We start from the raw sequence: 24571 nt of genomic DNA on the forward strand, positions 1-24571 counted from the left end.
TCCCCACATGACCAACGCTCGCCGTTCACGCATCGAAAGCTTTTCCAACCCGCTGGTCAAGCGGATGCGCCTGCTGCGCGAAAAGCGACACCGGCGCGCAGAGGGATTGTTCCTGGCCGAGGGGCTGCGCATCGCGACCGAAGCACGCGAGGCCGGCATCTTGCCGCACTGGCTGTTTCTTGCCGAAGAGGGCGCCGGCCACCCGCTTGCGCAGGCGCTGATCGACGCCGTACTCGCAAGCGGCGGCGAAGTGATCGACACGACGCCCGCCATCCTTTCGAAGCTTTCGGGCAAGGACAACGCGCAGACGATCGTCGGCATCTATGCCGAGCCGAAGACCGCGCTTGCCGACCTCGACCGCGATGCCGCGCCGATCTGGCTCGTTGCCGAGCGGCTGCGCGACCCCGGCAATCTCGGCACGATGCTGCGCACCGGCGATGCGGTCGGCGCGGGCGGGCTGATCCTGCTGGACGAAAGCACCGATCCCTATGCCGTCGAGGCAGTGCGCGCGAGCATGGGAGCGATCTTTACCCAGACGCTGGTACAGGCGCGCTGGGCGGAATTCCTGCCCTGGCTGCGCAGCGGCCCGGGCGAGCTGGTCGCGACCTGGCTCGGCCACGATACGCAGGACTATCAGGCAGTGCGCTATGCCGCGCCGACCTTCATCCTGATCGGCAATGAATCGCAGGGAATGCCCGCCGATTATGCGGCAGCGGCCGACGTGCGCGTGAAGATGCCGATGATGGGCAAGGCCGACAGCCTGAACGCCGCGGTCGCTGCGGCAGTGATGGCCTATGAAGTGCTGAACCAGCGACGAAGCTGAACTGCGGCCGCGCTTTCCGTTCAGCGCCGCGCCATCGCCATGCTAGTATCCGGCGGCCATTCGCATCGAGCGAAGTCGAGATGCCGTGAAGGCGCGCGCCGGCGGTGGGCGTCCCGATTTCGTTCGACGCAAACGGACTTTTCAGGAGAGCCATCGTGCGCAAGCTGCTTCCCTTTCTCCCCCTCGGCCTGTCGTTGGCCGCCTGTGTTCCCGCCTCGGAGCCGCCGCAGGGGCCGAAGCCCGCCGCCTATTTCGCACTCGGCACCGAGCCCGGCTGGACGCTGGAAATCACCCCCGATCGCCTGAGCTACGCAGGCGATTATGGCGATACCAGGATCGCCGTCGCCAACCCCGGCGCGCGGCCCAGTTTCAACGGCGAGCGCTATGTCACACCGCGCCTGACGGTCGATGTGACGCACACCGACTGCAGCGACGGGATGAGCGATCGTCGCTACCGCGACAGGGTGACGGTGACCGCCGACGGCAAGTCGGTGACGGGCTGCGGCGGCGGCATTCTTGCGCCGATGGCGCTTGCCGGCACAAGCTGGACCTTCGTATCCATCGGCGGCGTCCGCGTCGCGGGCGACCGGCCCGCATCGCTGGAGTTCGAGGACAACCGGTTAAGCGGCAGCGCCGGCTGCAATCGCTTTTCGGGCAGCTATGCGATCGATGGCCGCACGCTGACCGCGGGGCCGCTGATGGCGACGAAAATGGCGTGTCCAGGATCCGGCATGACGCAGGAAAGCGCCTTCTTCGCGCTGATGCGCGGTCCGGTCAGCCTCGGCTTCCCGAGCGACGGCACGATGGAAATAACGGGCGCCGACGGACAGACGGCGGTACTGCGCCGCGCGATCTGACCCGTCAGTCGTTGGCGCCGCCCGCGCCCGATAGCTTGGCGAGCGGGCGCGCGGCCTGTTCGGCAACCGGTAGCGCCGGGATTTCGCGATCGCCGGTCTCGACGTCGAGCGCCTCGAAGCGCTTTGCCTGCGTCAGCACCTGACTTTCGAAGCTGCCGACAAAGGCGTTGTAGGCACCCGTCGCAGAATCGAGGTTTTTGCCGACGCGCGCGATGTGCGATCCCATCACCGACATGCGCGCATAAAGCTCCTTGCCGAGTGCCGCGATCTCGCGCGCCTGCCCGGCGAGCTTTTCCTGACGCCATACCGCCGCGACGGTGCGCGCGATCGCGATCAGGTTTGTCGGGGTTGCGAGCAGCACCTTGCGCTCGAACGCATAATCCCAGAGCCCTTGATCCTGATCGAGCGCGGCGGCGAGGAAATGTTCGCCGGGAACGAACATCACGACGAAATCGGGCGTGTCGTCGAACTGCGTCCAATAGGATTTGGCGCCGAGGGTATTCACGTGCGCCTTCATCGCCGCGGCATGCGCCGCGAGATGCGCCGCCTTCTCACCCTCGTCGACCGCGCCGAACGCATCCTGATAGGCGTTGAGCGATACTTTGGCATCGATGACGAGGCTCTGCCCGCCCGGGACTTTCACGACGACATCGGGCCGCAGCCGCCCGCCGTCGCCATCGGCGACGCTCACCTCGGTCTGGAAATCGGCATGTTCGGAGAGCCCGCAGCTTTCGAGCACGTTGCGCAATTGCTGCTCGCCCCAGCGCCCGCGCGCCTTGGGCGCGTTGCGGAGAGCGTTGACGAGCTTCGCCGCCTCGCTCGACACACGCTCGGTGCCTTCGCGCATGGCCGCGATCTGGCCGTGGAGCAGACCGAAAGCGTTCTGGCGTTCCGCCTCGACCTTGCCGACCGCTTCTTCATATTTCTGGAGACGGTCGTGGACCGGTGAGAGCAGCGCCTTCAGATTCTGTCCCGCACTCTCCTCGCTCTGTTTGAAGCGCTGGTCGGCACGTTCGAGGAAGGCCTTTTGCGCTTCGCCAAGCATCGCCTGCCCGACTTCGCGGAACTGCGCGGTGAGCGCCCCTTGTGCGTCGCGAAGCTGCGCGATCTGCGCGTCATGCGCCTCGTCGCGGGCTTTCTGTTCGGCGAGCAACGCCGAGAGTTGCAGGTCCGCGGCCTTGCGCGCTTCCGCTTCAGCCGCGAGATCGGTGACTGCGGCCCTGAAACGCTCCGACAATCCGTCGCGTTCGGCCTTGAGCGCCCCCGCTTGACGTCCGGCGAGCAGCCAGCCGATCAGGCCGCCGAGAAAAAGAGCGATGAAGGCGATAGCGAGCGCGGTAACATCCATGTGCGGAACATAGATCGAACACCGCGCCTCTGGCTAGCCGGTAATTGTCCCGTCAGAGCATTTCGCTCGAAACATCCAGCTCGCGCACGCGGCGTTTCTGCCGCGCCGTATCGACGAGACGGCGCAGTTCTTCCCGCCGGTCGGCCGCGCGCTCGACATGCGGCATGACGAGTGCACCTTGGCGGGTCGTCTCGTCGGAGGAATCGATGCTGATTGTCCCGATTCCCGCCCATTGGTTGATCAGCGTGAAGTCCATCCGGACGTCCTTGACGCGGTAGAGCTCGATCTCGTCGATGCTCTTCACGAAAATCCCCTTGCGCAGGATCAGCCGGTCCTCGGTCAGTTCATAGGTGACATCGAGGTTGCGGATCCACTGGACGAGGATGATCAGGAAGCCCACGCCGACAAGGCATAGCGCCAGCGTCAGCCAGCCGAGCAATGTGCCGCGGAGCCAGCCCCAGGTCGAGGAACGGAAGCGATCGAGGACTTCGGGCATAGGCACCTCCTTTGGACTGATTTACGGCTGAGCAGCTTTCCATGCCATGGGCAATATCGCGCGATAGGTTTCGGCGCCCGGCGCGCCGCCGATGCTCACGCCCTGCGTCAGCAGCCAATAGTGCCGGACGATCTCTGCCTGTTGTTCCAGCCCATATCGTTCGAGCGGCCAGCCGGGTTTGAGACTGTAGTCATAGGTTGCAAAGGGGTGCCGCATCAGCACCAGATACCAGCGGCCGCGCTGCTGCGCCTGCCAGACATGCGTCATTTCGTGGAGAAAAAGACCCTTGGCACGCAGCTGCTCTTCGCGGCCGCCCGCCGGACAGGAAAAGTCGTCGCAATAGACGCCGCCTTTCGGATGAAAATGCAGGTCGCCCATCGGCGCCATCACGATGCGGCGCGGCTGGAAGAAAATCCATTTATAGTGGCGCACCTTCACCCGCGCATAGTCGACGGCATCGCCGAACACCGTCCGGGCGAGCGCGATTTCGCCGATCGTGAGGGGGCGCGACGGACGCGCCATCAAAATCCGGTCATGACGGCGACACCGGGCCGAATGGAACGGCCATGCCTATTTCTTGGCCGCCTCGGGCGACGCCTCGCCCGGCGCAGCCTTGATCGGCAGGTCGAAAAGAATGCGTTCATTGTTGTTGTTGGTGAACACGAAGGCCATCGGCAGCTTGCCCGCGCGCACCGCCGCGCCATTGATGTTCCAGATCATCAGATGCTTGCCGCCCTGCCGGAACTGCAGCTTTCCTTTGGCGGGAACATCGGCGCTCAGCAGCGGCTTCATCGTCATGACGCCGTTTTCCTTGACGCTTTCATGCATTTCGACGCGCTGCGCGAGATCGGAAGTCACCGCGACGAGCTGGACGTCACGCGGCCCGCCCTCGACGGTGAAATAGCCGACGGCGGGGCGATCAGCGGTCGCGCCCATCTGGATATAGCCGCCGACGACATTGAGCTGCTGCCCCGCTCCCAAATTCTTCTCGCACCCCGTCAACGTGAGTGCGGTGGCGGCAAGGGCGAGGATGGCCAACGGCTTCATGATCATGGGACTCCCGAAATGCGTCAATTTTCGTACCCCAGATAAGCGGTCCTAACCCTTGTGCCAAGGCAAAGCGCACCTATATCGCGCCCATCGGACCCCCAAAGGGACTCAACTCAAGGCGTGCCTTTTCAGGGCGCCCAAGAAGCAACAAGGACGTTTAGAATATGGCCAAAGTGATCGGGATCGACCTCGGCACCACGAACAGCTGCGTCGCGGTGATGGAAGGCGGCAAGCCCAAGGTTATCGAAAATGTCGAAGGCACGCGCACGACGCCTTCGATCGTCGCCTTTGCGAAGGACGGCGAACGCCTGATCGGCCAGCCGGCAAAGCGCCAGGCGGTCACCAATCCCGAAAACACGGTTTTCGCGGTCAAGCGCCTGATCGGCCGCCGTTTCGACGATCCGCTGACCAAGAAGGACATGGAGCTCGTCCCCTACAGCATCACCAAGGGCAACAATGGCGACGCCTGGGTCAAGGCGGGCGGCGAAGATTATTCGCCATCGCAGATCAGCGCCTATATCCTCCAGAAGATGAAGGAAACCGCCGAGGCCTATCTCGGCGAAAAGGTCGAACAGGCAGTCATCACCGTTCCGGCCTACTTCAACGACGCCCAGCGCCAGGCGACCAAGGACGCCGGCAAGATCGCCGGCCTCGAAGTGCTGCGCATCATCAACGAGCCGACCGCGGCGGCGCTGGCCTACGGCCTCGACAAGTCGGAGAACAAGACCATCGCGGTCTATGACCTTGGCGGCGGCACCTTCGACATCTCGATCCTGGAGGTCGGCGACGGCGTGTTCGAGGTGAAGTCGACCAACGGCGACACCTTCCTGGGCGGTGAAGACTTCGACTCGAAGGTCGTCGAATATCTCGCCGACACGTTCAAGAAGGACGAAGGCATCGATCTGCGCGGCGATAAACTCGCATTGCAGCGGCTGAAGGAAGCCGCCGAAAAGGCGAAGATCGAACTGTCGTCGGCGGCGACGACCGAGGTCAACCTGCCCTTCATCACCGCCGACGCGAGCGGTCCGAAGCATCTGGTCAAGACGATCACCCGCGCCGATCTGGAAAAGCTGGTCGAGGACCTCGTCAAGCGCACGCTGGAGCCGTGCAAGAAGGCGATCAAGGATTCGGGTGTCAGCGCCAGCGACATCGACGAAATCGTGCTCGTCGGCGGCATGACCCGCATGCCGCGCGTCCGCGAAGTCGTGAAGGATTTCTTCGGCAAGGAACCGCACACCGGCGTGAACCCCGACGAAGTCGTCGCGATCGGCGCCGCGATCCAGGCGGGCGTGCTGCAGGGCGACGTCAAGGACGTGCTGCTGCTCGACGTGACCCCGCTGAGCCTCGGCATCGAGACGCTGGGCGGCGTGTTCACGCGCATGATCGACCGCAACACCACCATCCCGACCAAGAAATCGCAGGTCTATTCGACCGCCGACGACAATCAGTCGGCGGTGACGATCCGCGTCTTCCAGGGCGAGCGCGAAATGGCCGCCGACAATAAGGCCTTGGGTCAATTCGACCTCGTCGGCATCCCGCCCGCCCCGCGCGGCGTGCCGCAGATCGAGGTGACCTTCGACATCGACGCCAACGGCATCGTGTCGGTCCACGCCAAGGACAAGGGCACCGGCAAGGAGCAGCAGATCAAGATCCAGGCGTCGGGCGGCCTCAGTGACGCCGACATCGACCAGATGGTCAAGGATGCCGGGCAGTTCGCCGAGGAAGACAAGGCGCGCCGCGAGGCGGCCGAGGCGAAGAACAACGCCGAAAGCCTGATCCACTCGACCGAAAGCCAGCTGCGCGAGCATGGCGACAAGGTCGACGCGAGCCTGAAGGCCGAGATCGAGGCGGCGGTGGCCGAGGCCAAGACCGCGGTCGAAGGCGGCGACGCGACCGCCATGACCGAGAAATCGACGGCGCTGGCGCAGGTTGCGATGAAGCTGGGCCAGGCGATCTACGAGCAGGAGCAGCAGGCCGCAGCGTCCCCCAGCGCCGATGGCGAAGCTCCGAAAGCCGACGAAGACGTCGTCGACGCCGAATTCTCGGAAGTCGAAGACGACAAGAAATAGGACACGCACGCACCGCCGCGGTCATAAATGGGGACTGTCCCTATTTATCGGGCGCGGCGGCAGCGGCAAATTTGGAACAGGGGATAAATAGGGACTGTCCCTATTTATGGATGAGACGCCATGTCGCTCGACATCGATTATTACGAACTGCTCGAAGTCGAGCGCACGGCCGACGATGCGACGCTGAAGGCGAGCTATCGCAAGCTCGCGATGAAATATCATCCCGACAAGAATCCGGGGTGCGGCGACAGCGAGGCGCGCTTCAAGGCGATCAGCGAAGCCTATGACTGCCTGAAGGACCCGCAGAAGCGGGCCGCCTATGACCGGTTCGGCAAGGAAGGCGTGCGCGGCGCGGGCGGCTTCGGCAGCGGCAATGGCGCCGAATTCGGCGACATCGGCGATATTTTCGAATCGATCTTCGGCTCGGCCTTCGGCGGCGGGCGCCAGCAGCGCGGCCCGGCGCGCGGCGCCGACCTGCGCTATGACATGGAAATCCGGCTCGAGGATGCCTTCACCGGCGTGACCCGCGAAATCCAGGTCGATGTCGCGGCGCGCTGCGACATCTGCGACGGATCGGGCGCCAAGCCCGGCACCAGCACCCACCGCTGCACAACCTGCGCCGGCCATGGCAAGGTGCGTGCGCAGCAGGGTTTCTTCATGGTCGAGCGCACCTGCCCGCAATGCCAGGGATCGGGCGAGGTCATCGCCGATCCGTGCGGCACCTGCCATGGCGAGGGCCGCGTCGACCGGCGCAAGACGCTGACCGTCAACATCCCCGCGGGGGTCGACGAGGGCACGCGCATCCGACTGTCGGGCGAGGGCGAGAGCGGCGCGCGCGGTGCGGCGCCGGGCGACCTTTACATCTTCCTGCACATGGCGCGGCACAAGGTGTTCGAGCGCGAGGGCACGGCGCTGTTCACCCGCGCCCCGATCAGCTTCACCACCGCCGCGCTGGGCGGCGAGATCGGCATCCCCGGGCTCGACGGCGCCAAGCACGACATCCGCATCCCCGCCGGCATCCAGTCGGGCAAGCAACTGCGCCAGCGCGGCGCCGGCATGCCGGTGCTCAACGGCCGCGGGCACGGCGACCTGGTCGTCCAGATCGACGTCGAGACGCCGACGAAACTGACCGCGCGGCAGAAGGAACTGCTCGCCGAGTTCCGCGCGACCGAGACCGGCGACGAATGCCCCGCAAGCCAGGGCTTTTTCGGGCGGATCAAGGATATGTGGGACGATCTGACCGATTGAGATGTTTCCCTCTCCCCTTGAGGGAGAGGGTTGCGCAGGCTTGGCGGCTTGCTGCCTAGCCGAAGCTGGGTGAGGGGTTGCGGTCCAAAGGACCGCGCGAGCTTCGCCCGCAACCCCTCATCCAGGTCCGGCCAGTTCGCTGCGCTCACAAGCCTCCCTATCCTTCTCCCTCAAGGGGAGAAGGAATTAACGACTGCCGATCTCCACTCTCAATTCCGCGACCAGCGCCGCCACGCGCGGTAATCGCGCTTCCTCTTCGTCGAGAATCGCGTGGAAGGCGCGGCGCTTGATGGCCGCCAGTTCCTCGCTCGCCAGCGCGCCGTCGCCGGTCACGCTCGAACTCACGATGTCGATCAGCCGGTCGGCGCCGTGGAGGCGGCCCCACAGATAGTCGTTCTCGCGGTAGGCGCGGCTGAAGAAGGCGCCGAAGCTGTTGAATTCGATGCCCTTGAGCATCGCCGCGGCGCCGCCAGTGCGGATCGCAGTCGCGTCGGACGGCGAGATGCGGTCGATCTTGATCGGGTCGAATTCGTCGAACCCCTCCCCTTGGAGCAGCGGCAGCGTCGCGATGTCGTAGAAGGGATAACCGAGATAGGCGAGCAACAGCGCGCGGCGGTCGTCTTTGGGGAGCGCGCCCAGCCCGTCGGCGATCAGCGCGTCGGCGGCGGCATCGGCGCCGATCAGGTCGCGGCGCGCGGCGATCACATCGATCCATGCCGCGGCATCGGCATCGACGGGCAGATCGAGGTCGGCGAACCAGGCGTCGCCCTCGCGCTCGAGATACACGCCGAGCGCATCGTAGATGGTGTCGCGCATCGCATCGCACGCCGGATCGCGCGTATCGCGCCGGGCCTCGACCAGCCGGTCGAGTTCGCGCGCGAGGAAGCGCAGGCGCCGGACACGAAAGCCGAGGTCGTGGGTGCGGAAAAACACCACCGCGTCGTCGCTCGCGCCCGCGCCGCGCTTGCCGGCGATGCGATCGAGACCCCGCGCGCGCACTTCGTCCCAGATGTGCTGGCGGCGGTTGCGGCGGTGGATGTCGCCTTCGGGGGGCGCCAGCCGGTCGATCACGCCGACCAGTTCCTCGACCATCGCCGACAGCTTGAGATGCCCATAGGGCGAGAAAGCGAAACCCGCACGTTCGGCGGCCTGATCCTGCGCCTTGGCACGCCATTTCTGCAATCGCGCGGTCGTCGGCGTATCGAGGAAGAAGGTGGTGCCGAACAGCGCCGCCACCTGCTCCTCGACCTCGACCTTCATCGCATCGACGATATGCTGCATGCGGCGAATACGGCGCGACATGCCCTCGATCGCCTCGACATTGTCGCGGATCGGCTGTTCGCGCGGGATTTCGGACAGCGCGCCGAGGATCGTCGAGAGGAAGCCGGGCAGGCGCGGCCCCTCGCCCTCCGCCGTCTCGCCGGGCCGCCCGAAACTGATCGCGCGGAAATCGGGCTTGGGATCGATGTAGATGAAACGCCGGTCGATCTCGCGCCGCGCCGGGCGCTGTTTCAGCGCCGCGATCGCAGGGCGGAAGGGCGCGTTGGCGAGTACCGACCCGTCGATCAGCACGCGGTCGGCGGGGTCGGCCTCGCCCGCCGCGGGCAATTGCGTGGTCAGGAACGCGTCGCGGCCGGGCCAGGCCAGGACGCGCTTTTCGAGCACCCGGTCGAGTTCGCGCAGCGTGAAGGGCGGAAAGGCACCGGGGAAGCTGGCGGTCGCGCGCGCCGCGGCGGCGAGCGCCGGCACGTCGTCCAACTGGCGAGCGCCGCGGTCGTCCTGGCGGAAGCGCATGACCAGCCGATGCTCATGCTCGCTGACCCGCGCCGGGCTGTTGAGCGCGAGCGAAACATGATGGCCGGCGAAATCGGTGACCGAGACGAACAGGTCGACCGGCTGGCCCGCGGGCACCAGCACCGGGCCGCGCGGTCCCCGGTCCATCGCGTCGAACGCGTCGAGCAGCAGGTTCGAGAAGGTCTCGCCGCCGAAGGGCGGCTCGAACCAGCGCGCGCGCACGAAGCGCGACAGCTTGGCGCGCACCTCGTCCTGCGCGCCCTCGCCCACGGTGCGGTCGATGACATTGCCGCGCTTCTTCATCATCCAGCCGGCGATCGGCACCGCCCAGAATTTGGTGGCCGCCGACAGCGGCCGGGCGTCGGGGTCGATCAGACGATCGACATCGGCGTCGTCGAGCCACAGTTCGGTGAGCGGGTCGAGCGACTGGCCGGTGGCGAGCGCGCGGGCGAGGAAGATACCGTTGATCCCGCCCGCACTCGCGCCTGCAACGATGTCTGCGAGGACGCGGAGGCGGATATGGCCGCGCTCGGCGAGCGCGGCGAGCAGGTCGCGATAGACGGTGCCGACACCGCCGAGCGGACCGCCGTCGTGAAAGGCGCGCGAGGCCGCAGCGAGCCGCCACACCTCCTTGGTGATGCCGTGCATATAAACGGCGAGGCTGATGCCGCCGTAGCAAATCAGGGCGAACCGCAGTTCCTTCTCGCGCATGAGCGCGTGATAGCGCGCTTTGCGGGGCATGGCGACGCCCTTGCCCGCAACCGCTTTCCTATTTTACCCGCCGCCCTATATCCTGCGCAGCCCCATGACCCGCGCCCGCGTCCTCCTCCTCACCGCCGCCCTCGGCCCGCTCGACTATCGTGTGCCCTATGGCAGCGAAGCGCCGCTCGGCAGCGTCGTCGTCGCGCCGCTCGGCCCGCGCAAGATGGGCGGCGTGGTGTGGGAGGACAGTGCGTTCGGCGCGCCCGAGGCGGTCGGCGACAATCGCCTGCGCAACCTTTACGAGGTCGTGCCCGTCCCCCCGGTGCCCGCGCCGCTGCGCCGCCTGGTCGAATGGACGAGCGACTATTATCTCGCGCCGCCGGGCGCGGTGCTGCGCATGGTGCTGCCCGGCGCCGCCTTTTCGGACGCGCGCCGCCCGATCGTCGAATATCGCGCCACCGGCGAAACTCCCATGCGCATGACGCCGCAGCGGACGGTCGCGCTCGAAAAGATCGGCGAGCGGCAGGGCATGGTGCGCGAGCTCGCGGCGCTCGCCGAGGTCAGCGACGCGGTGATCCGCGGGCTCGTCAATGTCGGCGCGCTCGAAGCGGTCAGTGTGTCGGCCGACGCGCCCTACCCCGAACCCGACCCGGGCTTCGCGCCGCCCGAACTTTCGGACGAACAGACCGCGGCGGCGGCCGAGCTCCGGGGCGCCGTCACCGCCGCGAAATTCGAGACGCTGCTGCTCGACGGCGTCACCGGGTCGGGCAAGACCGAAGTCTATATGGAAGCGATCGCCGCCGCGCTCGACGCGGGGCGGCAGACACTCGTCCTGCTCCCCGAAATCGCGCTCACCGAACCGATGCTGACGCGCTTCGCGGCGCGCTTCGGCTGCGAGCCGGTGCCCTGGCATTCGGGCCTGCGTGCGACCGAGCGCCGCCGCGCCTGGCACGCCATTGCCAGCGGCGAGGCGAAGATCGTCGTGGGCGCGCGCTCGGCGCTGTTCCTGCCCTATGCCAACCTCGGCCTGATCGTCGTCGACGAGGCGCATGAGACGAGCTTCAAGCAGGAGGATGGCGTCCATTATCACGCGCGCGACGTCGCGGTGATGCGCGGGCATTTCGAGGGGCTGCCCGTCGTACTCGCGAGCGCGACCCCGGCGCTCGAAAGCCTCGCGATGGTCGAGGCGGGGCGCTACCGCCATATCAAGCTGCCCGCGCGCTTCGGCGGCGCGACCCTGCCCGACCTCGCCGCGATCGACATGCGGCAGGATCCGCCCGACCGCGGCACCTGGCTTTCTCCGCCGCTGGTCGCAGCGCTCGCCGACCGATTGCACAAGGGCGAGCAGAGCCTGCTGTTCCTCAACCGCCGCGGCTTCGCGCCGCTGACGCTCTGCCGCACCTGCGGGCATCGCATCCAGTGCCCGAACTGTACCGCCTGGATGGTCGAGCACCGGCTGGTCCACCGCCTCGCCTGCCACCATTGCGGCCATGTCATGCCCCCGCCGCGGCTCTGCCCCGAATGCGAGGACGAGGACAGCCTGGTCGCCTGCGGCCCCGGGGTCGAGCGCGTCGCCGACGAGGTGGCGCTGCGTTTTCCCGAGGCGCGCGTCGCGATCGTCACCTCGGACACCTTGTGGTCGCCGGCGAAAGCAGCGGAGTTCGTCGACAATGTCGAGGGCGGACTGGTCGACATCATCATCGGGACGCAGCTCGTCACCAAGGGCTATCATTTCCCGAGCCTGACGCTCGTCGGCGTGGTTGACGCCGACCTCGGCCTCGACGGCGGCGATTTGCGCGCGTCCGAGCGCACTTTCCAGCAGATCGCGCAGGTCGCGGGGCGCGCCGGGCGCGGGGTCAAACCGGGGGCAGTGCTGATCCAGACGCGCGTGCCCGAGGCGCCGGTGATGACGGCGCTGGTCGCGAACGACCGCGACGGTTTCTACGCCGCCGAGGCCGCGGCGCGAAAATTCGCCGGCGCGCCGCCCTATGGCCGCTTCGCCGCGCTGGTCATTTCGTCCGAGGATATCGAGATCGCGCGCGGGGTCGCGCAAAGGCTGGGAGCTAAGGCGCCGGTGGCAGAAGGCCTCGCGGTCTATGGCCCGGCGCCTGCCCCGCTCGCGATGCTGCGCGGCCGCCACCGCTTCCGCCTGCTGCTCCACGCGCCGCGCAGTTTCGACCTGCAGGGCACGATCCGCGACTGGGTCGCGCGCATCGACTGGCCCAGCAAGGCGCGGCTCGCGATCGACATCGATCCCTATAGCTTTGTATAACCACACCAGTGCTTTACAGAGCCGAAGCGCGCTGGCAGCATCGTCCGATCAAGGGGCGGGGGCGCAGCAGTATGAGCAAAACCGGTTTGGGCCGGATGGCCGGAATCGCGATGGTCGGCAAAAGCGTGACGGGCGGCAGCTGGATCGCTCCGCTGTTCGCCCTGGCGGTGCTCCTGCTGCTGTTTCAGCCGCAAGCCGCCCGCGCCGAATGGCATCGGATCGAAACGCCGGAATTCGCCCTTCAGGCCGATATGGAGCCGGAGGCGATCCGAACGCTGGGGGTGCAATTGCTCGACCTCGACCTGCTGTTGAGGCAGATGTTCGGCGTTTCCGGTCCCGGTCGGGGGCGTCGGGTCGAAATGATCGTCTATGGCGACCATGCCCAGCTGATGGCCGAAGCGGGATTGCCCGGCTTTGCCGCAGGTTTTTTCAACGCCAATCCGGTGGAGAATTTCATCCTGTTGCCCGCGACGGATCGAGGCGATGATGGCTTCGATCCGGTCGCAACGCTGCGACACGAATATACGCATTATTTCATGCTGCGGCACGTCGGCAATCGGCAGCCGGGGTGGTTTATGGAGGGGGCCGCGTCCTTCTTCGAGACGGCGTATCGCTCCGCTGACGACACCATGCGCTATGGCGCGGCGCCCCCGCAAATCGTCGCCTTCCTCAACGATGTCGGCGGCACCACCTTCGACCAGCTCGAACAGCCTTCCGGCCTTCGTCATGATGTGGAGAAGATGGGCCGCTTCTATGCGCAGGGCTGGCTGACCACGCACCACCTCTATATGGGCGGCGAGCAGGCGCCGAATATTCGCGCCTATCTGGATGCGATGGAAAAGAGCGGCAAGGCCGACGCATCGCTGTTCACGGGCGGCGCCGCGCAGTTCGACCGCGATCTCGATGCCTGGTTCACCGCCGGCGTTCCGCCCGAGAAGATCGTCGCCATGCCGCCCGCCGACGCATCGACCATTCGGCTACGCGCCTTGACCTCGGGCGAGATCGCGCTGATCGGCATGCGGCTCGAATTTTATCGTCAATCGTCGAAAGTCAGCAATTTCTCCACGGGGGTGAAGGCGCAGGAAGCGTTTCTGACCCGCATCGGCGAGATCGTCGCGGCGCACCCCGGCGACCCGGTGGTCGGCGCCTTCTCCGTCAAGATGCTGCTCGCGCTCGATAGCGGACACAGCAGTGCCTCCGACCTCGAGACGCTACTCGATCCCGTGGGGACCACGACCGACGACAGGATATTGCGCGCGCGGGTGATGACGCGCGGCGCCGACGAGGGTCCCCCGGCAGAATTCCAGGGTCGGATCGCTTCCGCCCGCAGGATCCTCGACGAGATATTGCGTCAGGACCCCGGCAACGTCGATGCACTGTACGCGACCTTCGAGAATATCCGCGAGGACGAGGGCGCATCGGACGCGGCGATCATTTATCTGGCCAAGGCGCTGGCGATCGATCCCAACAATGGGGCATGGCTGATGGAGTTGCTCGAACTCTACCTGCGCGACGGGCGGAAAAAGGATGCCGTCGCGCTGCTACGGCCCGTCGCGAACATGCCGCATGGCGGGCCGGAGGTCGAAGAGGCGGCGGCCCAGATCAAATCGCTCGGCGGATTATAGGCCAGCCCTCAATAATCGGGTTCGGCGCCGCCCAGCACCTGGCCCGCCTGCGCCGTCAGCCAGGCCATGGCGGCCGCCCAGGGCTGGTGACCATGGCTGATCCGCGCGACGCCGAGCGCGGCCAGTTCCTTGTGCGTCGGGCCGCCCTTGCCGCGCAGGATATTCACCGGCAGCGGTGAGGCGTCGCAGATCGCGCCGATGCATCGGGGGTCGAGCAGGAAGGGCACGAACAGCGACCCCGCCCCGGCGTCGGCATAGGCGGCCGCGCGTTCGAGCGTCGCGGCGACGAGCGCGTCGCCCTCCGCCGCGATATCGGCGCCGCGAAAGGTGTCGCAGCGGGCGTTGACGAAAATGCCGGTGTCGGCGGCGGCGCGATAGCGCGCGGCGGCTTCGGCGATCGGCAGCAGCGCGGTTTCGCCGGGCAGCCGGTCCTCCATGTTGATCCCCGCCGCCCCCGCGTCCTTGGCGCGGTCGATCGAGACCCCGACGGCCGCCGGATCGGCGCCATAGCCCGATTCCATGTCGATCGTCACCGGCAGGTCGGTGACCGACAGGATGCGCGCGAGATTTTCGAAGACGTCCTCGAGCGGGAAATCCTCGCCGTCATTGCGGCCCTGCGCGCCGGCGACGCCATAGCTGCCGGTCGCGATGGCCTTGGCACCCGCCGCCGCGACCGCCTTTGCGCTGCCCGCGTCCCAGATGTTGACCAGGATCAGCGGGTCGCCGGGGACATGGAGCGCCTTGAAGCTGGAAATCTTGTCGGTCATGGCTGGGTGCCTCCTCCTTCTGAACGATGCCGGTCCGGCCCACAAAAGAGCGATTGATGCCGTCATTCGCTTTGCTATGCTAGTGGCAGACGAAAGTTACCGGGGAACAAGATGTTGGGATATTTGCGATCCGTCATGCTCGGCATGACGGTTTTGGGGCTGTTGGCGACGGCGACCGCAGCACGGGCCGAATGGTGGGAAGCCGAGACGAGTCATTTCGTCATTGTAGCCGAAAGTAACAAGGCCGACGCCGAACGTTTTGCCTCGCGGCTCGAACGGTTCGACAATGCCCTGCGCTTCCTGCAGCGCCTCCCCATCCCCGGCCCCGAAATCGGGCCAACGAACAAGGTCCGCGTCTATCGCTTTGGCGACCCCTTCGAAATCGGCGAACTGGCGGCCGAAGGTGGCGGCCGGGCGGGAATCAACGGCTTCTACGTGGGCCGCCCCGGCGCCTCGGTCGCCTTCGCGCCGACCAAGGCCGACGACAGCATGCGGTTCGACCGAAACCTCGACCAGCGGCAACTCATTCAGCGCACCGCGCTTACTCCGGAAGGCACGCTGTTTCATGAATATGTGCACCATTTCATGCTGCAGCGCTTCAACACGACCTATCCGCACTGGTATGTGGAGGGGTTTGCCGAGCTCTATGGAACGATCCAACTGCTCGACGGCGGCGTCTTCAAGGTCGGCGACGTGCCGCAGCACCGGGGCCCGGACCTCGCGCGGTTCGGCGACGTCAAACTTACCAAATTGTTCGACCACAGCAAAAGGCTGAGCGGTCAGGAGAGATATCAATCCTATTCCTTCGGCTGGCTGCTTTCGCATTATCTGAATTTCAACAAGGAGCGGCAGGGACAGCTGCGCGACTATCTGAAGGCGCTCAACACCGGCGAAGACAGTTTGACCGCGGCCACGCGCGTATTCGGCGATCTCGACACATTGCAGAAGGAACTGCAGAAATATAAGAATGGTCCGTTCCCGGGCTATGAAGTGATCCCGGCCAACTATGTCGAGCCGGTGGTGAAGATGCGCCGTCTGACGCCCGGCGAAGAGGCCGTGATCGAGGGCCATATCCGGAGCGAGCGCGGCGTCGACAGAAGTGGCGCGCGCAGCGTCGTCCGCAGCATCGGCGGCAAGGAAACGCTTTATCCCGACAATCTCGCCGTCCAACTGGCCGTCGCCGAAGCCTATTCCGACGCACGCGAATTCGACAAGGCCGAAGCGGTGCTGAAGCGCGCGCTGGCGATCGATCCGGGTTCGCAGAAGGCGCATGTGCTGATGGGGGCGCTGATTTCGGCGCGCGCCGACGCGCAAAAGGAACCCGCGCTCTATGCCAAGGCGCGCACCTGGTTCGCCGACGCCGTCCGGCTCGACCCGAAGGATCCGCGCGCGGCGATCGGTCTCTACCTGACCTATTACGAAGCGCGCGAGCCAATCCCCGAATCGGCGTTGCTCACCCTGGAAGGCGTTTTCGATTATTCTTCGCATGACGATGGCTACCGACTGATCCTCGCGCGGCAATTGCTCGACGAGAACCGGGGCAAGGCCGCACGATCGGTGCTGGCGCCGCTTGCCTTTTCCGCCCACAAGGAAGAGGAGGCGAACAAGATCGCCACCATCGTCGAAGAGATCGACGCCGGCAAAATCGAGGAAGCGCGCACGACGATGGCCGCCATATTCGCCGAATCGAAAAAGAAGGCCGAAGACTGAATCCCGGTCATGGCCGCGTTCAGCATCCCTCGCGTTTCAGCAATTCTTCCTTGATCGGCAGGCCATAGGCATAGCCGCCGAGCGCGCCGTCGCTGCGCACCACGCGGTGGCACGGAATGAGTACCGCGACATTGTTGGCGCCATTGGCGCTGCCCGCCGCGCGCACCGCCTTCGGCTTGCCGACTGCGGCGGCGATATCGGCGTAGCTGCGCGTTTCGCCCACGGGGATCTTGCGCAGTTCGCGCCACACCGCTTCCTGGAAGGCGGTGCCCTTCACGTCGAGCGGGATATGGCCGAAGCCGTTCACCGGCGCCTCGACCGCAGCGACCACTTGCTTCAGCAGCGCCGCGAAATCGTCGCCGCCTTCGACCAGTTCAGCGGCCGGGAAGCGCTCCGCGAGTGCTTCGCGTCCTTCGGCGAAAGAGAGTCGGCACACGCCTTTATCGGTCGCGGCGACGAGCATGTCGCCGAGGCTGGTCGGCACGACAGCCCAGTGGATCGTCGCACCCTTGCCGCCGTTCACCCATGCCGAGGCGGTCATGCCCATGCGGCCCTCCATATTGTCATAGAAACGCGACGGCCCCGAAAAGCCGGCGTCGTAGATGGCGTCGGTGACCCGCCCGCCGTCGCTCAAGGCCTGGCGCGCGCGCTCCTCGCGCAGCGCGCGGGCATAGGCGGCGGGCGACAGGCCGGTGTGGCGGGTGAAGACGCGCTGGAAATGGGTCGGCGAATAGCCGGTGCGCGCCGCGAGATCGGCGAGCGCCAGCGGCTCCTCGCTCCCTTTGATGGCCGCGATCGCCTTGATCACCGCGCCCTCGTCGCGCGCGACATCGTCGGGCAGGCAGCGTTTGCACGGGCGCAGCCCCGTGGCGCGCGCCGCCGCGCCGTCGGCGAAGAAGCGGACGTTTTCGCGCAACGGGTGGCGCGCGGCGCAGCTCGGGCGGCAATAGATGCCGGTGGTCAGCACCCCGGTTATGAAGCGCCCGTCATAGGCCTTGTCGCGGGCCTGCACCGCGTCCCAGCGTTCGTCGTCGGTCATGGTGGCGAAGTCCATGGCTCAATCCCTCGTCACGCGCGCGGCAAAGCAGCCGTGCGCGGCGTTGTGCGCGTCGATATAGGCAATGCCGTCGTCGGCGAACAGGTCACGGATCGCGCCGTCGGCCTCGCCCGGTCCCGCAAGCCGCGCAGCGCGCAGCATGTTAGCGGCGTCGAAACCGCGCAGCGCGATCGGACGACCCTCGAACACCGGCGGGGTGGTGTCGATATAGGTCGGTGCTGCGGCGCCGCGGCGCACATAAATGGCGTAGGCGCTGCGATAGGGCGTATCGACGTCGTGGCTGGTGTGATGGAGCAGGATCAGCTCCTCGCCCGCGCGCGCAGCGGTCAGGCTGATGCGGCAGGGGAAACCGCGGTCGGCGTCGGCGACGACGCGCCGGGCGCCGCGCGCGGCGAGCTGGGTATCGTCGAGCGCGAAGAGCGGAGCGAAGGCGTCGGGGTCGAGGCCGGTAATCGCATAGGTCATGAGCGGGTCCTTCCCTGGTGGTGGAACCCTTATGCCGGCGCAGCATGGGGTCGGCGTCCCGATGCTTGCGTTCAAAGCGGGGAACGGGCCCGGGGATGGCGGATCGGCGGCTTTGGGTGGGAACTTCCACCCCACTCCCTCCCCATTGCGCAAAAACCTCGGACCGTATTGCTGTATTATAACATTGACACACTGATCGAGTTGCACCATCCTGCGCGCCGAACAGGGGAGTCGGCAGCATGACGACCATCGACGCATCATTGGCATCCACGCGCCCCGCGCGCCGCACCGACTGGCTCGGCGGGGCCGCGACCTTTTGTTACCTGACGATCGCTGCGGGACAGCTGCTGTTCACCGCCTTCATCCTCGCCTTTTATTATCCCGCGACGCTCGGCGGCGATTTTGCGGCGTGGAACGCCAAGCCGCTGATCAAGGGCTTCGTCGCGGGCGATACGGCGGGCAATCTTTTCTTCGCGGTGCATGTGCTGATGGCGGCGGTGATCAGCTTCGGCGGGCTGGTCCAGCTCGTCCCCGCGATCCGCGGCCGCTGGCCCAAGCTGCACCGCTGGAACGGGCGGGTCTATATGCTGAGCGCGCTGGCGCTCGCGACCGGCGGGCTGTGGATGACCTGGGGGCGCGGCACCTGGCTCAACCTCGTCGGCGGGATCGGCATCACGCTCGACGCGCTGCTGATCCTCGCCTTCGCCGTGCTGGCCTGGCGCGCCGCGCGCGACCATCGCCTCGCCGAGCATCGCCGCTGGGCGATCCGGCTGTTCGCGGTCGCGAGCGCGGTGTGGTTCATGCGCGTCGGTTATATGGCCTGGGGCATCGCCACCGGCGGCGCCGGGATCGGCAAGGCGATGGACGGGCCGTTCGATATCTTCCTCGCTTTCGCCAATTCGCTGCTGCCGCTCGCCATCGCCGAACTCTATCTTCGCGTCGGGGCGCGGGGCACGCCGCTCGCCCGCAAGGGAGTCGCGCTGTTGCTGACGCTCGGCGGTCTGATCATCCTCGTCGGCAGCGCGGGAGCGTGGATGATGATGTGGAGCCCCTATATCTGAGGCCCCAAGCCCGCTTGCCTTCGCGCCGCGACGGGCTAGGTTCGCCGCCATGACTCGCCTGCTCGCGCTGCTGCTCGCCCTCCTGACCCTCTCCGTCCCGGCGCGCGCCGCCGACGATATCAGCGCGGTGTCGCGCAGCGTCGTGCGCGTCGTCACCGTCGCGATGGTCGATGGCGAAGTCGTCGGGTTCGGCCATGGCAGCGGCATCGCCATTTCGCCCACCCGCATCGTCACCAACGCGCATGTCGTCGAATCGGCGGCGCGCTATCCCGACAATGTCGCATTGGGCGTCGTCCCGTCGGAGGGACAGAAAAGCTATGCGGCCAAGCTGATCGCGATCGACACCAAGCGCGACCTGGCGCTGATCGAGATCACCGAGGGGCGGGTGCCCGCCGCCGCGATTTACTCGGGACCGTTCGAGGCCGGCGCCGACGTCGTCGCTTTGGGCTATCCGGGCAATGTCGACCTGGCCACCGCACGCAGCGCCGCCGACTATATCACCCCCAGCACGCCGGTGCGCAGCGAGGGCAATCTGTCGAACAACCAGGCGCTCGACGGGGTCGCGATGCTCGTCCACACCGCCAAGATCTCGCGCGGCAATTCGGGCGGGCCGCTGGTCGACCAGTGCGGGCGCATCGTCGGCATCAACAGCGCGATCACCCGCGCCGACGACGGCGATTCCTCCTTCGCCTTCGCGATCGCCAACCGCGAACTGACGCGCTTCCTGACCGACGCCGACCAGAATTTCGGCAGCATCGGCACGCCCTGCCTGTCGCTGGCCGAGGCCGATGCCCGCGACCGCGCCGCGCTCGACGCCGACGCGCGCGCCAAGGCCGAGGCCAATGCGGCCGAGGACGAAGCGGCGGCGCTCGACCGCGAGCTGCGCCAGACGCGCGCGAGCGAGGAGGCGCAGGCGGCGCGCGAGAATCGCATCGCGCTGGCCGGCGTGCTCTTCGTGATCGGCGCGCTCGCCGCGGCGGCGGGGCTGATGTTCCACAACCAGAAGAACCCCCGCAACGCGAAGATCGCGGGCGGCGCGGGTGCGGTGCTGATGCTGGGCGCGGCGATCCTGTTCGTCACCCGGCCCAGCGCGCACGCCGACCTGCCCGCCGACACCAGGGCGGGCGCGGATAAAGCCGAGCTGCCGCCTGCGCTGGCCGAGGGCAATCTGCTCTGCACGATCCGCCCCGAACGCAGCCGCATCACCATATCCGAAACCCCCGACGTCCCCGTCGCCATCGGCAAGGATGGGTGCATCAACGGCCGCACCCAATATGCGCAAGGCAGCGACGGCCGGTGGCAGCGCATATTGGTGCCCAATGAGGAGCCGACGGTGACGATCGCGTCGATCGATGGCGCGGGGACCGATTACCGCGTCGACCGCTATCTGCTCGATGCCGAGACGATGGCGAAGGCGCGCGAGGTGCGCGCCGGGGTCGAGGTCAAGGGATGCAGCGTCGCGCCCGACCAGCTCGCCAGCCTCGCGACGCAGCAGGATGCGATCCGCTCGGTGCTGCCCCCCAGCCCCAACGAACGGCTGGTCTATAAATGCCAGAAGCTGGCGAAGGGCGCGGCGGTCAGCCCGGCGGCGGCGCCTTGAGCCGCCAGCCGGCCTTAGGGTCGACCCAGATGTAAAGGCTCATCAGTTCGCCGGCGAACTGGCCGTCGACGGTGCCGACCTCCTGCATCAGATCGTCACCGGTGCGCGCATAATGATGCGAGCAGAGTTTGCGGTTCCACAGCGCCCCGACCATCGCCTCGCGGAACAGGATGATGATGCGATCTTCGCGGGCGGGCGCAAAGGGCGCGCGGCTGTGGACGACGCGGTGGCTCGCCATTTCGGTCTCGCTGAGCATACCGCACAGCGCCGCGCCCTCGCGCCGCAGGCGGAAGCGCGCTTCGGCGGCATAGGCGGGCATATTGGGGAAGATGATGATCTGGCGCGCCTCGACGCCGCCGTCGGGGCGCAGGTCGAACCACGCCATGCCGCGGCAGCCGCGCGCCGCCGGATCGGGGTCGAGGCACTGGACCTTGCCCGCGCGCGCCGGGGCGAGCGGGTCGGCGACGGGTTGCCACGCGGGATCGAGCCCGAAATCGGGCGCGGCGAACAGCATCAGGGCGAAAAGGAACGACATGGCGGCATCCTCCGCCGTCCTTGTCGCGCCAAGGGGTAAGCATTGCGTTAGCCGGACGGCAGCTTTTCGACCCAGTCGGCGATCATGCGCTGCGCCGCATCGCCATAGACCAGTTCATGCCCGGCGCCCGGCACGATGGTCAGCGTCGCCGACGGGCGCGCGGCGGCGAGGCGGCGGGAATTGGCGACCGACACGACACGGTCGCGATCGCCGTGCAGGAGCAGGACGGGTCCCGCGACCCTGCCGATCTTGGCGGCATTCGCATAGCGATCGCGCACCAGCGACCGGACGGGCAGCCAGCGGACATGACTGGCCGCGACATCGGGCAGGCTGGAAAAGCCCGAGACGAGGATCAGCGCCGCGACCGGGTGGCGCGTCGCCATCTCGGTCGCGGGGCCCGAGCCGATCGAATTGCCGACGACGATGGTCGCGGGCGGCGCCACGCCCTGCTCCGCCAGCCAGCGCATCGCCGCCTCGCCGTCGCGATAGAAGCCCGCCTCGCCGGGCGACCCCGGGTTGCCGCCATAGCCGCGATATTCGACGAGCAGCACGCCATGGCCGGCGGCGGCGAGCCCGCGCGTCGCATAAGCCGCGCCCTCCAGGCTGTCGCCATTGCCGTGGAAAAAGACGATCGTCCGCCGCCCCGGCTGCGCGGGGCGGTAGAGCGCGCCGAGCCGCAGCCCGTCGCTCGTCTCGGTCTGGATGGGCCGGTAACCGGGCAGGGCCCCGCGCGGATAATCGCGCGGCGCGGGATAGAAGAGGCTCTGCTGGTTGAAATAGAGCAGGGCGCCCGCGACGAGGACCAGCCCCGCGACGACGAGCAGCGCGAACAGGGCGAAGCGGACGACCGTCACAGATGCAGCGCGGCGCCGATTTGCGCCGCCGCATCACCGGGCTCGACCGCGCCGGTGTCGACGGTCCGTTTTCCCGACGCCGCGGGGCTGTGGAGGAACACGAGCCTCACCCCCCGCATGCCTTGAACAGCATCAGCGTGCGTTCGCGCGCCAGCTCGCTCGACGGTTCGTGATAATCCTTGCGGCGGTCGCTGTTGAAGCCGTGGTTGGCGTCATAGACGAAGATCTGCGCGGTCGGATGCTCCTTGTCGATCAGCGCTTCGACCCCCTCCATCGGGATGCCCGCGTCGAAGCGGCCGAAATGGGCGATCGTCGCGCAAAGCGGCGCCCGGTCCGCGAACTGGGTCGGCACGAGGCTGCCATAATAGGAGGAGGCCGCGGCGAGGTCGGGGCTGATCTGCGCCATGCGCCAGGCGACCGAACCGCCGTAGCAATAGCCGGTGATGAAGACCGGGCCGCGGCCCTTCAGCGCGTCGATGCAGGTCTGCGCGTCCCTCAGGCTCTGCTCGAACGGATGCAGCTCGCGCGCCAGTTGCACCGCGCGTTCGAACTGCGGCCCCGAATAGTCGCTCTCGAACCCCGGATGCTCGCGGTCGAAGATCGCGGGGGACAGCACCTCGTAACCGTCGGCGGCATATTCGTCGCACAGGTCGCGGATATGGTCGGTGACCCCGAAAATCTCCTGGATCAGCACAAGCCCGCCGCGGCGTTCGCCATCGGCCTCGGCATGATAGACGGCGATCTCGGCGCCATCGTCCATCGTCATCCGGATCATCTCGCCCATGATTCATCCCTTCCGATCATCGCCCGGTCGTCCCTATCGCGCCCTCCCTCAAAAGCAATCGTCCGCCACCTTGCATTGCCGCAGAATCGTTGCTAGGCGCGCCGCGACTTCGCTGCGGAGGATATTTTCCGAATATCCGCCAAATCCCGCGCGACCCATCCCCCACGGGATAGCAACAAAGGACTTTCACGCGTGGAGAATTCCGGCGGCATTCAGGGCAACATCACGGCAGGCCTCGCCGGCCGCTATGCGGTCGCTTTGTTCGATCTGGCGCGCGAATCGAACGCGATCGACGCGGTCGCCCAGAGCCTCGCTGACCTCCGCGCAGGCCTTGCCGAATCGGCCGACCTGTCGGCGCTGATTGCCAGCCCCGTCGTCGGCCGCACCGACGCCGCGAAGGCGATCGCCGCCGTCGGCAAGGCGATGAAGCTCGATTCGCTGACCGCAAAATTCCTCGGCGTGCTCGCCGAAAACCGCCGCCTCGCCGACCTGCCGAAAATGATCGACGCTTACGACGCGATCGTCGCCGACCACCGCGGCGAAGTGACCGCCAAGGTCACCAGCGCGCACCCGCTGACCGCCGAGCAGCTCAAGACGCTGACGGCGAACCTCAAAACCCGTGTCGGCCGCGATGTCGCGGTCGCCACCACCGTCGATCCCGCCATCCTCGGCGGCCTCGTCGTCCAGCTGGGCAGCCAGCTGATCGACGGGAGCATCCGTACCCGTCTCAATAGCTTCGCGACTGCGATGAAAGGCTGAATAATGGAAATCCGCGCCGCTGAAATCAGCAAGGTCATCAAGGACCAGATCGCCAATTTCGGGACCGACGCCACGGTCAGCGAAATCGGTTCGGTGCTCTCGGTCGGCGACGGCATCGCCCGCGTCCACGGCCTCGACAATGTCCAGGCCGGCGAGATGGTCGAATTCGCCAACGGCGTGCAGGGCATGGCGCTCAACCTCGAAGCCGATAACGTCGGCATCGTGATCTTCGGCAGCGACGCCGAGATCAAGGAAGGCGACGTCGTCAAGCGTACCGGTACGATCGTCGACGTTCCCGTCGGCAAAGGCCTGCTCGGCCGCGTCGTCGACGGCCTCGGCAATCCGATCGACGGCAAGGGCCCGATCAAGGCCGACAAGCGCATGCGCGTCGAAGTGAAGGCGCCGGGCATCATCCCGCGCACCTCGGTGCACGAACCCGTCCAGACCGGTTTGAAGGCGCTCGACGCCCTCGTCCCCGTCGGCCGCGGCCAGCGCGAACTGATCATCGGCGACCGCCAGACCGGCAAGACCGCCGTCGCGATCGACACCTTCATCAACCAGAAGCAGGCCAACGCCGGCGACGATGAATCGAAGAAGCTGTACTGCATCTATGTCGCGGTCGGCCAGAAGCGCTCGACCGTCGCGCAGATCGTGCGCCAGCTGGAAGAAAATGGCGCGATGGAATATTCGATCGT

Annotated in this window: 21 protein-coding genes and 1 pseudogene; 11 read left to right on the plus strand and 11 right to left on the minus strand. The window is 66.8% G+C overall.

The window, feature by feature from the left end; translation table 11 throughout:
- The first annotated feature begins 7 nt into the window (after positions 1-7).
- Positions 8-823: an RNA methyltransferase gene (locus tag JNM03_RS06070; protein ID WP_294035285.1), complete on the plus strand. Its 816-nt coding sequence runs from the start codon at positions 8-10 to the stop codon at positions 821-823.
- A gap of 155 nt (positions 824-978) precedes the next feature.
- A complete protein-coding gene (locus JNM03_RS06075) occupies positions 979-1680 on the plus strand; it encodes an META domain-containing protein (RefSeq protein WP_294035287.1) in 702 nt (233 codons plus the stop codon).
- A 4-nt stretch (positions 1681-1684) separates the two neighbouring features.
- Here JNM03_RS06075 and JNM03_RS06080 read toward each other — a convergent pair whose 3' ends face one another.
- Genes JNM03_RS06080 through JNM03_RS06095 form a run of 4 tightly spaced genes read right to left on the minus strand, consistent with a single transcriptional unit; the run spans position 1685 to position 4571 of the window.
- Entirely contained in the window at positions 1685-3028 is a 1344-nt protein-coding gene (locus tag JNM03_RS06080) for a DNA recombination protein RmuC (RefSeq protein ID WP_294035289.1), read from the minus strand.
- Between the two features lie 52 nt (positions 3029-3080).
- The gene (locus JNM03_RS06085) at positions 3081-3524 is read right to left on the minus strand and encodes a PH domain-containing protein (RefSeq protein ID WP_294035291.1); all 444 of its coding nucleotides are present in this window, start codon (positions 3522-3524) and stop codon (positions 3081-3083) included.
- Positions 3525-3545: 21 nt separating this feature from the next.
- On the minus strand, positions 3546-4046 hold the full coding sequence (locus JNM03_RS06090) for a vgr related protein (protein ID WP_294035293.1): 501 nt from the start codon (positions 4044-4046) through the stop codon (positions 3546-3548).
- 48 nt (positions 4047-4094) lie between these two features.
- The gene (locus JNM03_RS06095; protein WP_294035295.1) at positions 4095-4571 is read right to left on the minus strand and encodes a copper chaperone PCu(A)C; all 477 of its coding nucleotides are present in this window, start codon (positions 4569-4571) and stop codon (positions 4095-4097) included.
- A 167-nt stretch (positions 4572-4738) separates the two neighbouring features.
- On the opposite strand from JNM03_RS06095, the gene dnaK reads away from it, so the two are divergent.
- Together dnaK and dnaJ are read left to right on the plus strand one after the other, a co-directional pair.
- Positions 4739-6643 carry a molecular chaperone DnaK gene (gene dnaK / locus JNM03_RS06100; protein WP_294035297.1) on the plus strand — a complete coding sequence of 635 codons (1905 nt, stop codon included), beginning with the start codon at positions 4739-4741 and terminating at the stop codon, positions 6641-6643.
- Between the two features lie 120 nt (positions 6644-6763).
- Entirely contained in the window at positions 6764-7891 is a 1128-nt protein-coding gene (gene dnaJ / locus JNM03_RS06105) for a molecular chaperone DnaJ (RefSeq protein ID WP_294035299.1), read from the plus strand.
- Between the two features lie 186 nt (positions 7892-8077).
- On the opposite strand, the gene JNM03_RS06110 is transcribed toward dnaJ, so the two are convergent.
- Positions 8078-10396, minus strand: a complete 2319-nt coding sequence (locus JNM03_RS06110) for a patatin-like protein (protein ID WP_294035353.1) — start codon at positions 10394-10396, stop codon at positions 8078-8080.
- A gap of 94 nt (positions 10397-10490) precedes the next feature.
- Here JNM03_RS06110 and JNM03_RS06115 point away from each other — a divergent pair, with 94 nt between their 5' ends.
- Positions 10491-12659, plus strand: a complete 2169-nt coding sequence (locus JNM03_RS06115) for a primosomal protein N' (RefSeq protein WP_294035301.1) — start codon at positions 10491-10493, stop codon at positions 12657-12659.
- 71 nt (positions 12660-12730) lie between these two features.
- Positions 12731-14284: a tetratricopeptide repeat protein gene (locus JNM03_RS06120; protein ID WP_294035303.1), complete on the plus strand. Its 1554-nt coding sequence runs from the start codon at positions 12731-12733 to the stop codon at positions 14282-14284.
- Between the two features lie 8 nt (positions 14285-14292).
- Here JNM03_RS06120 and JNM03_RS06125 read toward each other — a convergent pair whose 3' ends face one another.
- The gene (locus JNM03_RS06125; RefSeq protein ID WP_294035304.1) at positions 14293-15051 is read right to left on the minus strand and encodes an isocitrate lyase/phosphoenolpyruvate mutase family protein; all 759 of its coding nucleotides are present in this window, start codon (positions 15049-15051) and stop codon (positions 14293-14295) included.
- 135 nt (positions 15052-15186) lie between these two features.
- Between JNM03_RS06125 and JNM03_RS06130 the strand changes: the two genes are divergently transcribed.
- The gene (locus JNM03_RS06130) at positions 15187-16761 is read left to right on the plus strand and encodes a tetratricopeptide repeat protein (protein WP_294035306.1); all 1575 of its coding nucleotides are present in this window, start codon (positions 15187-15189) and stop codon (positions 16759-16761) included.
- Positions 16762-16780: 19 nt separating this feature from the next.
- Here JNM03_RS06130 and ada read toward each other — a convergent pair whose 3' ends face one another.
- A complete protein-coding gene (gene ada, locus JNM03_RS06135; protein WP_294035308.1) occupies positions 16781-17815 on the minus strand; it encodes a bifunctional DNA-binding transcriptional regulator/O6-methylguanine-DNA methyltransferase Ada in 1035 nt (344 codons plus the stop codon).
- 3 nt (positions 17816-17818) lie between these two features.
- Positions 17819-18283: a DUF1203 domain-containing protein gene (locus JNM03_RS06140; RefSeq protein WP_294035310.1), complete on the minus strand. Its 465-nt coding sequence runs from the start codon at positions 18281-18283 to the stop codon at positions 17819-17821.
- 239 nt (positions 18284-18522) lie between these two features.
- Here JNM03_RS06140 and JNM03_RS06145 point away from each other — a divergent pair, with 239 nt between their 5' ends.
- Together JNM03_RS06145 and JNM03_RS06150 are read left to right on the plus strand one after the other, a co-directional pair.
- Positions 18523-19344 carry a DUF2306 domain-containing protein gene (locus tag JNM03_RS06145; RefSeq protein ID WP_294035312.1) on the plus strand — a complete coding sequence of 274 codons (822 nt, stop codon included), beginning with the start codon at positions 18523-18525 and terminating at the stop codon, positions 19342-19344.
- 49 nt (positions 19345-19393) lie between these two features.
- Positions 19394-20944 carry a S1C family serine protease gene (locus JNM03_RS06150; RefSeq protein ID WP_294035314.1) on the plus strand — a complete coding sequence of 517 codons (1551 nt, stop codon included), beginning with the start codon at positions 19394-19396 and terminating at the stop codon, positions 20942-20944.
- Here the strand turns inward: JNM03_RS06150 and JNM03_RS06155 are convergent.
- The 3 genes from JNM03_RS06155 to JNM03_RS06165 all read right to left on the minus strand — a co-directional run bounded on the left by JNM03_RS06155 (position 20922) and on the right by JNM03_RS06165 (position 23117).
- A complete protein-coding gene (locus JNM03_RS06155) occupies positions 20922-21479 on the minus strand; it encodes a hypothetical protein (RefSeq protein WP_294035316.1) in 558 nt (185 codons plus the stop codon). The two genes, JNM03_RS06150 and JNM03_RS06155, sit on opposite strands and share 23 nt — an antisense overlap.
- A gap of 47 nt (positions 21480-21526) precedes the next feature.
- On the minus strand, positions 21527-22333 hold the full coding sequence (locus JNM03_RS06160) for an alpha/beta fold hydrolase (protein ID WP_294035318.1): 807 nt from the start codon (positions 22331-22333) through the stop codon (positions 21527-21529).
- Between the two features lie 106 nt (positions 22334-22439).
- On the minus strand, positions 22440-23117 hold the full coding sequence (locus tag JNM03_RS06165) for a dienelactone hydrolase family protein (RefSeq protein WP_294035320.1): 678 nt from the start codon (positions 23115-23117) through the stop codon (positions 22440-22442).
- Positions 23118-23309: 192 nt separating this feature from the next.
- Between JNM03_RS06165 and JNM03_RS06170 the strand changes: the two genes are divergently transcribed.
- Both JNM03_RS06170 and JNM03_RS06175 read left to right on the plus strand, forming a co-directional pair.
- Positions 23310-23876, plus strand: a complete 567-nt coding sequence (locus JNM03_RS06170; protein WP_294035321.1) for a F0F1 ATP synthase subunit delta — start codon at positions 23310-23312, stop codon at positions 23874-23876.
- Between the two features lie 3 nt (positions 23877-23879).
- Positions 23880-24571 (plus strand): annotated as a pseudogene (locus tag JNM03_RS06175) (F0F1 ATP synthase subunit alpha); the annotation flags it as partial.

Origin of the sequence: Sphingopyxis sp. (assembly GCF_016793825.1) — a bacterium.
Lineage (GTDB): Bacteria > Pseudomonadota > Alphaproteobacteria > Sphingomonadales > Sphingomonadaceae > Sphingopyxis.

Coding starts and splice junctions, on each gene's coding strand:
- JNM03_RS06120 (WP_294035303.1), top strand. CDS start 12,731: ATGAGCAAAACCGGTTTGGGCCGGATGGCCGGAATCGCGATGGTCGGC.
- JNM03_RS06165 (WP_294035320.1), bottom strand. CDS start 23,117: ATGGGCGAGATGATCCGGATGACGATGGACGATGGCGCCGAGATCGCC.
- JNM03_RS06115 (WP_294035301.1), top strand. CDS start 10,491: ATGACCCGCGCCCGCGTCCTCCTCCTCACCGCCGCCCTCGGCCCGCTC.
- JNM03_RS06070 (WP_294035285.1), top strand. CDS start 8: ATGACCAACGCTCGCCGTTCACGCATCGAAAGCTTTTCCAACCCGCTG.
- JNM03_RS06140 (WP_294035310.1), bottom strand. CDS start 18,283: ATGACCTATGCGATTACCGGCCTCGACCCCGACGCCTTCGCTCCGCTC.
- dnaJ (WP_294035299.1), top strand. CDS start 6,764: ATGTCGCTCGACATCGATTATTACGAACTGCTCGAAGTCGAGCGCACG.
- JNM03_RS06155 (WP_294035316.1), bottom strand. CDS start 21,479: ATGTCGTTCCTTTTCGCCCTGATGCTGTTCGCCGCGCCCGATTTCGGG.
- JNM03_RS06130 (WP_294035306.1), top strand. CDS start 15,187: ATGCTCGGCATGACGGTTTTGGGGCTGTTGGCGACGGCGACCGCAGCA.
- ada (WP_294035308.1), bottom strand. CDS start 17,815: ATGGACTTCGCCACCATGACCGACGACGAACGCTGGGACGCGGTGCAG.
- JNM03_RS06095 (WP_294035295.1), bottom strand. CDS start 4,571: ATGAAGCCGTTGGCCATCCTCGCCCTTGCCGCCACCGCACTCACGTTG.
- JNM03_RS06125 (WP_294035304.1), bottom strand. CDS start 15,051: ATGACCGACAAGATTTCCAGCTTCAAGGCGCTCCATGTCCCCGGCGAC.
- JNM03_RS06150 (WP_294035314.1), top strand. CDS start 19,394: ATGACTCGCCTGCTCGCGCTGCTGCTCGCCCTCCTGACCCTCTCCGTC.
- JNM03_RS06145 (WP_294035312.1), top strand. CDS start 18,523: ATGACGACCATCGACGCATCATTGGCATCCACGCGCCCCGCGCGCCGC.
- JNM03_RS06090 (WP_294035293.1), bottom strand. CDS start 4,046: ATGGCGCGTCCGTCGCGCCCCCTCACGATCGGCGAAATCGCGCTCGCC.
- JNM03_RS06085 (WP_294035291.1), bottom strand. CDS start 3,524: ATGCCCGAAGTCCTCGATCGCTTCCGTTCCTCGACCTGGGGCTGGCTC.
- dnaK (WP_294035297.1), top strand. CDS start 4,739: ATGGCCAAAGTGATCGGGATCGACCTCGGCACCACGAACAGCTGCGTC.
- JNM03_RS06110 (WP_294035353.1), bottom strand. CDS start 10,396: ATGCGCGAGAAGGAACTGCGGTTCGCCCTGATTTGCTACGGCGGCATC.
- JNM03_RS06080 (WP_294035289.1), bottom strand. CDS start 3,028: ATGGATGTTACCGCGCTCGCTATCGCCTTCATCGCTCTTTTTCTCGGC.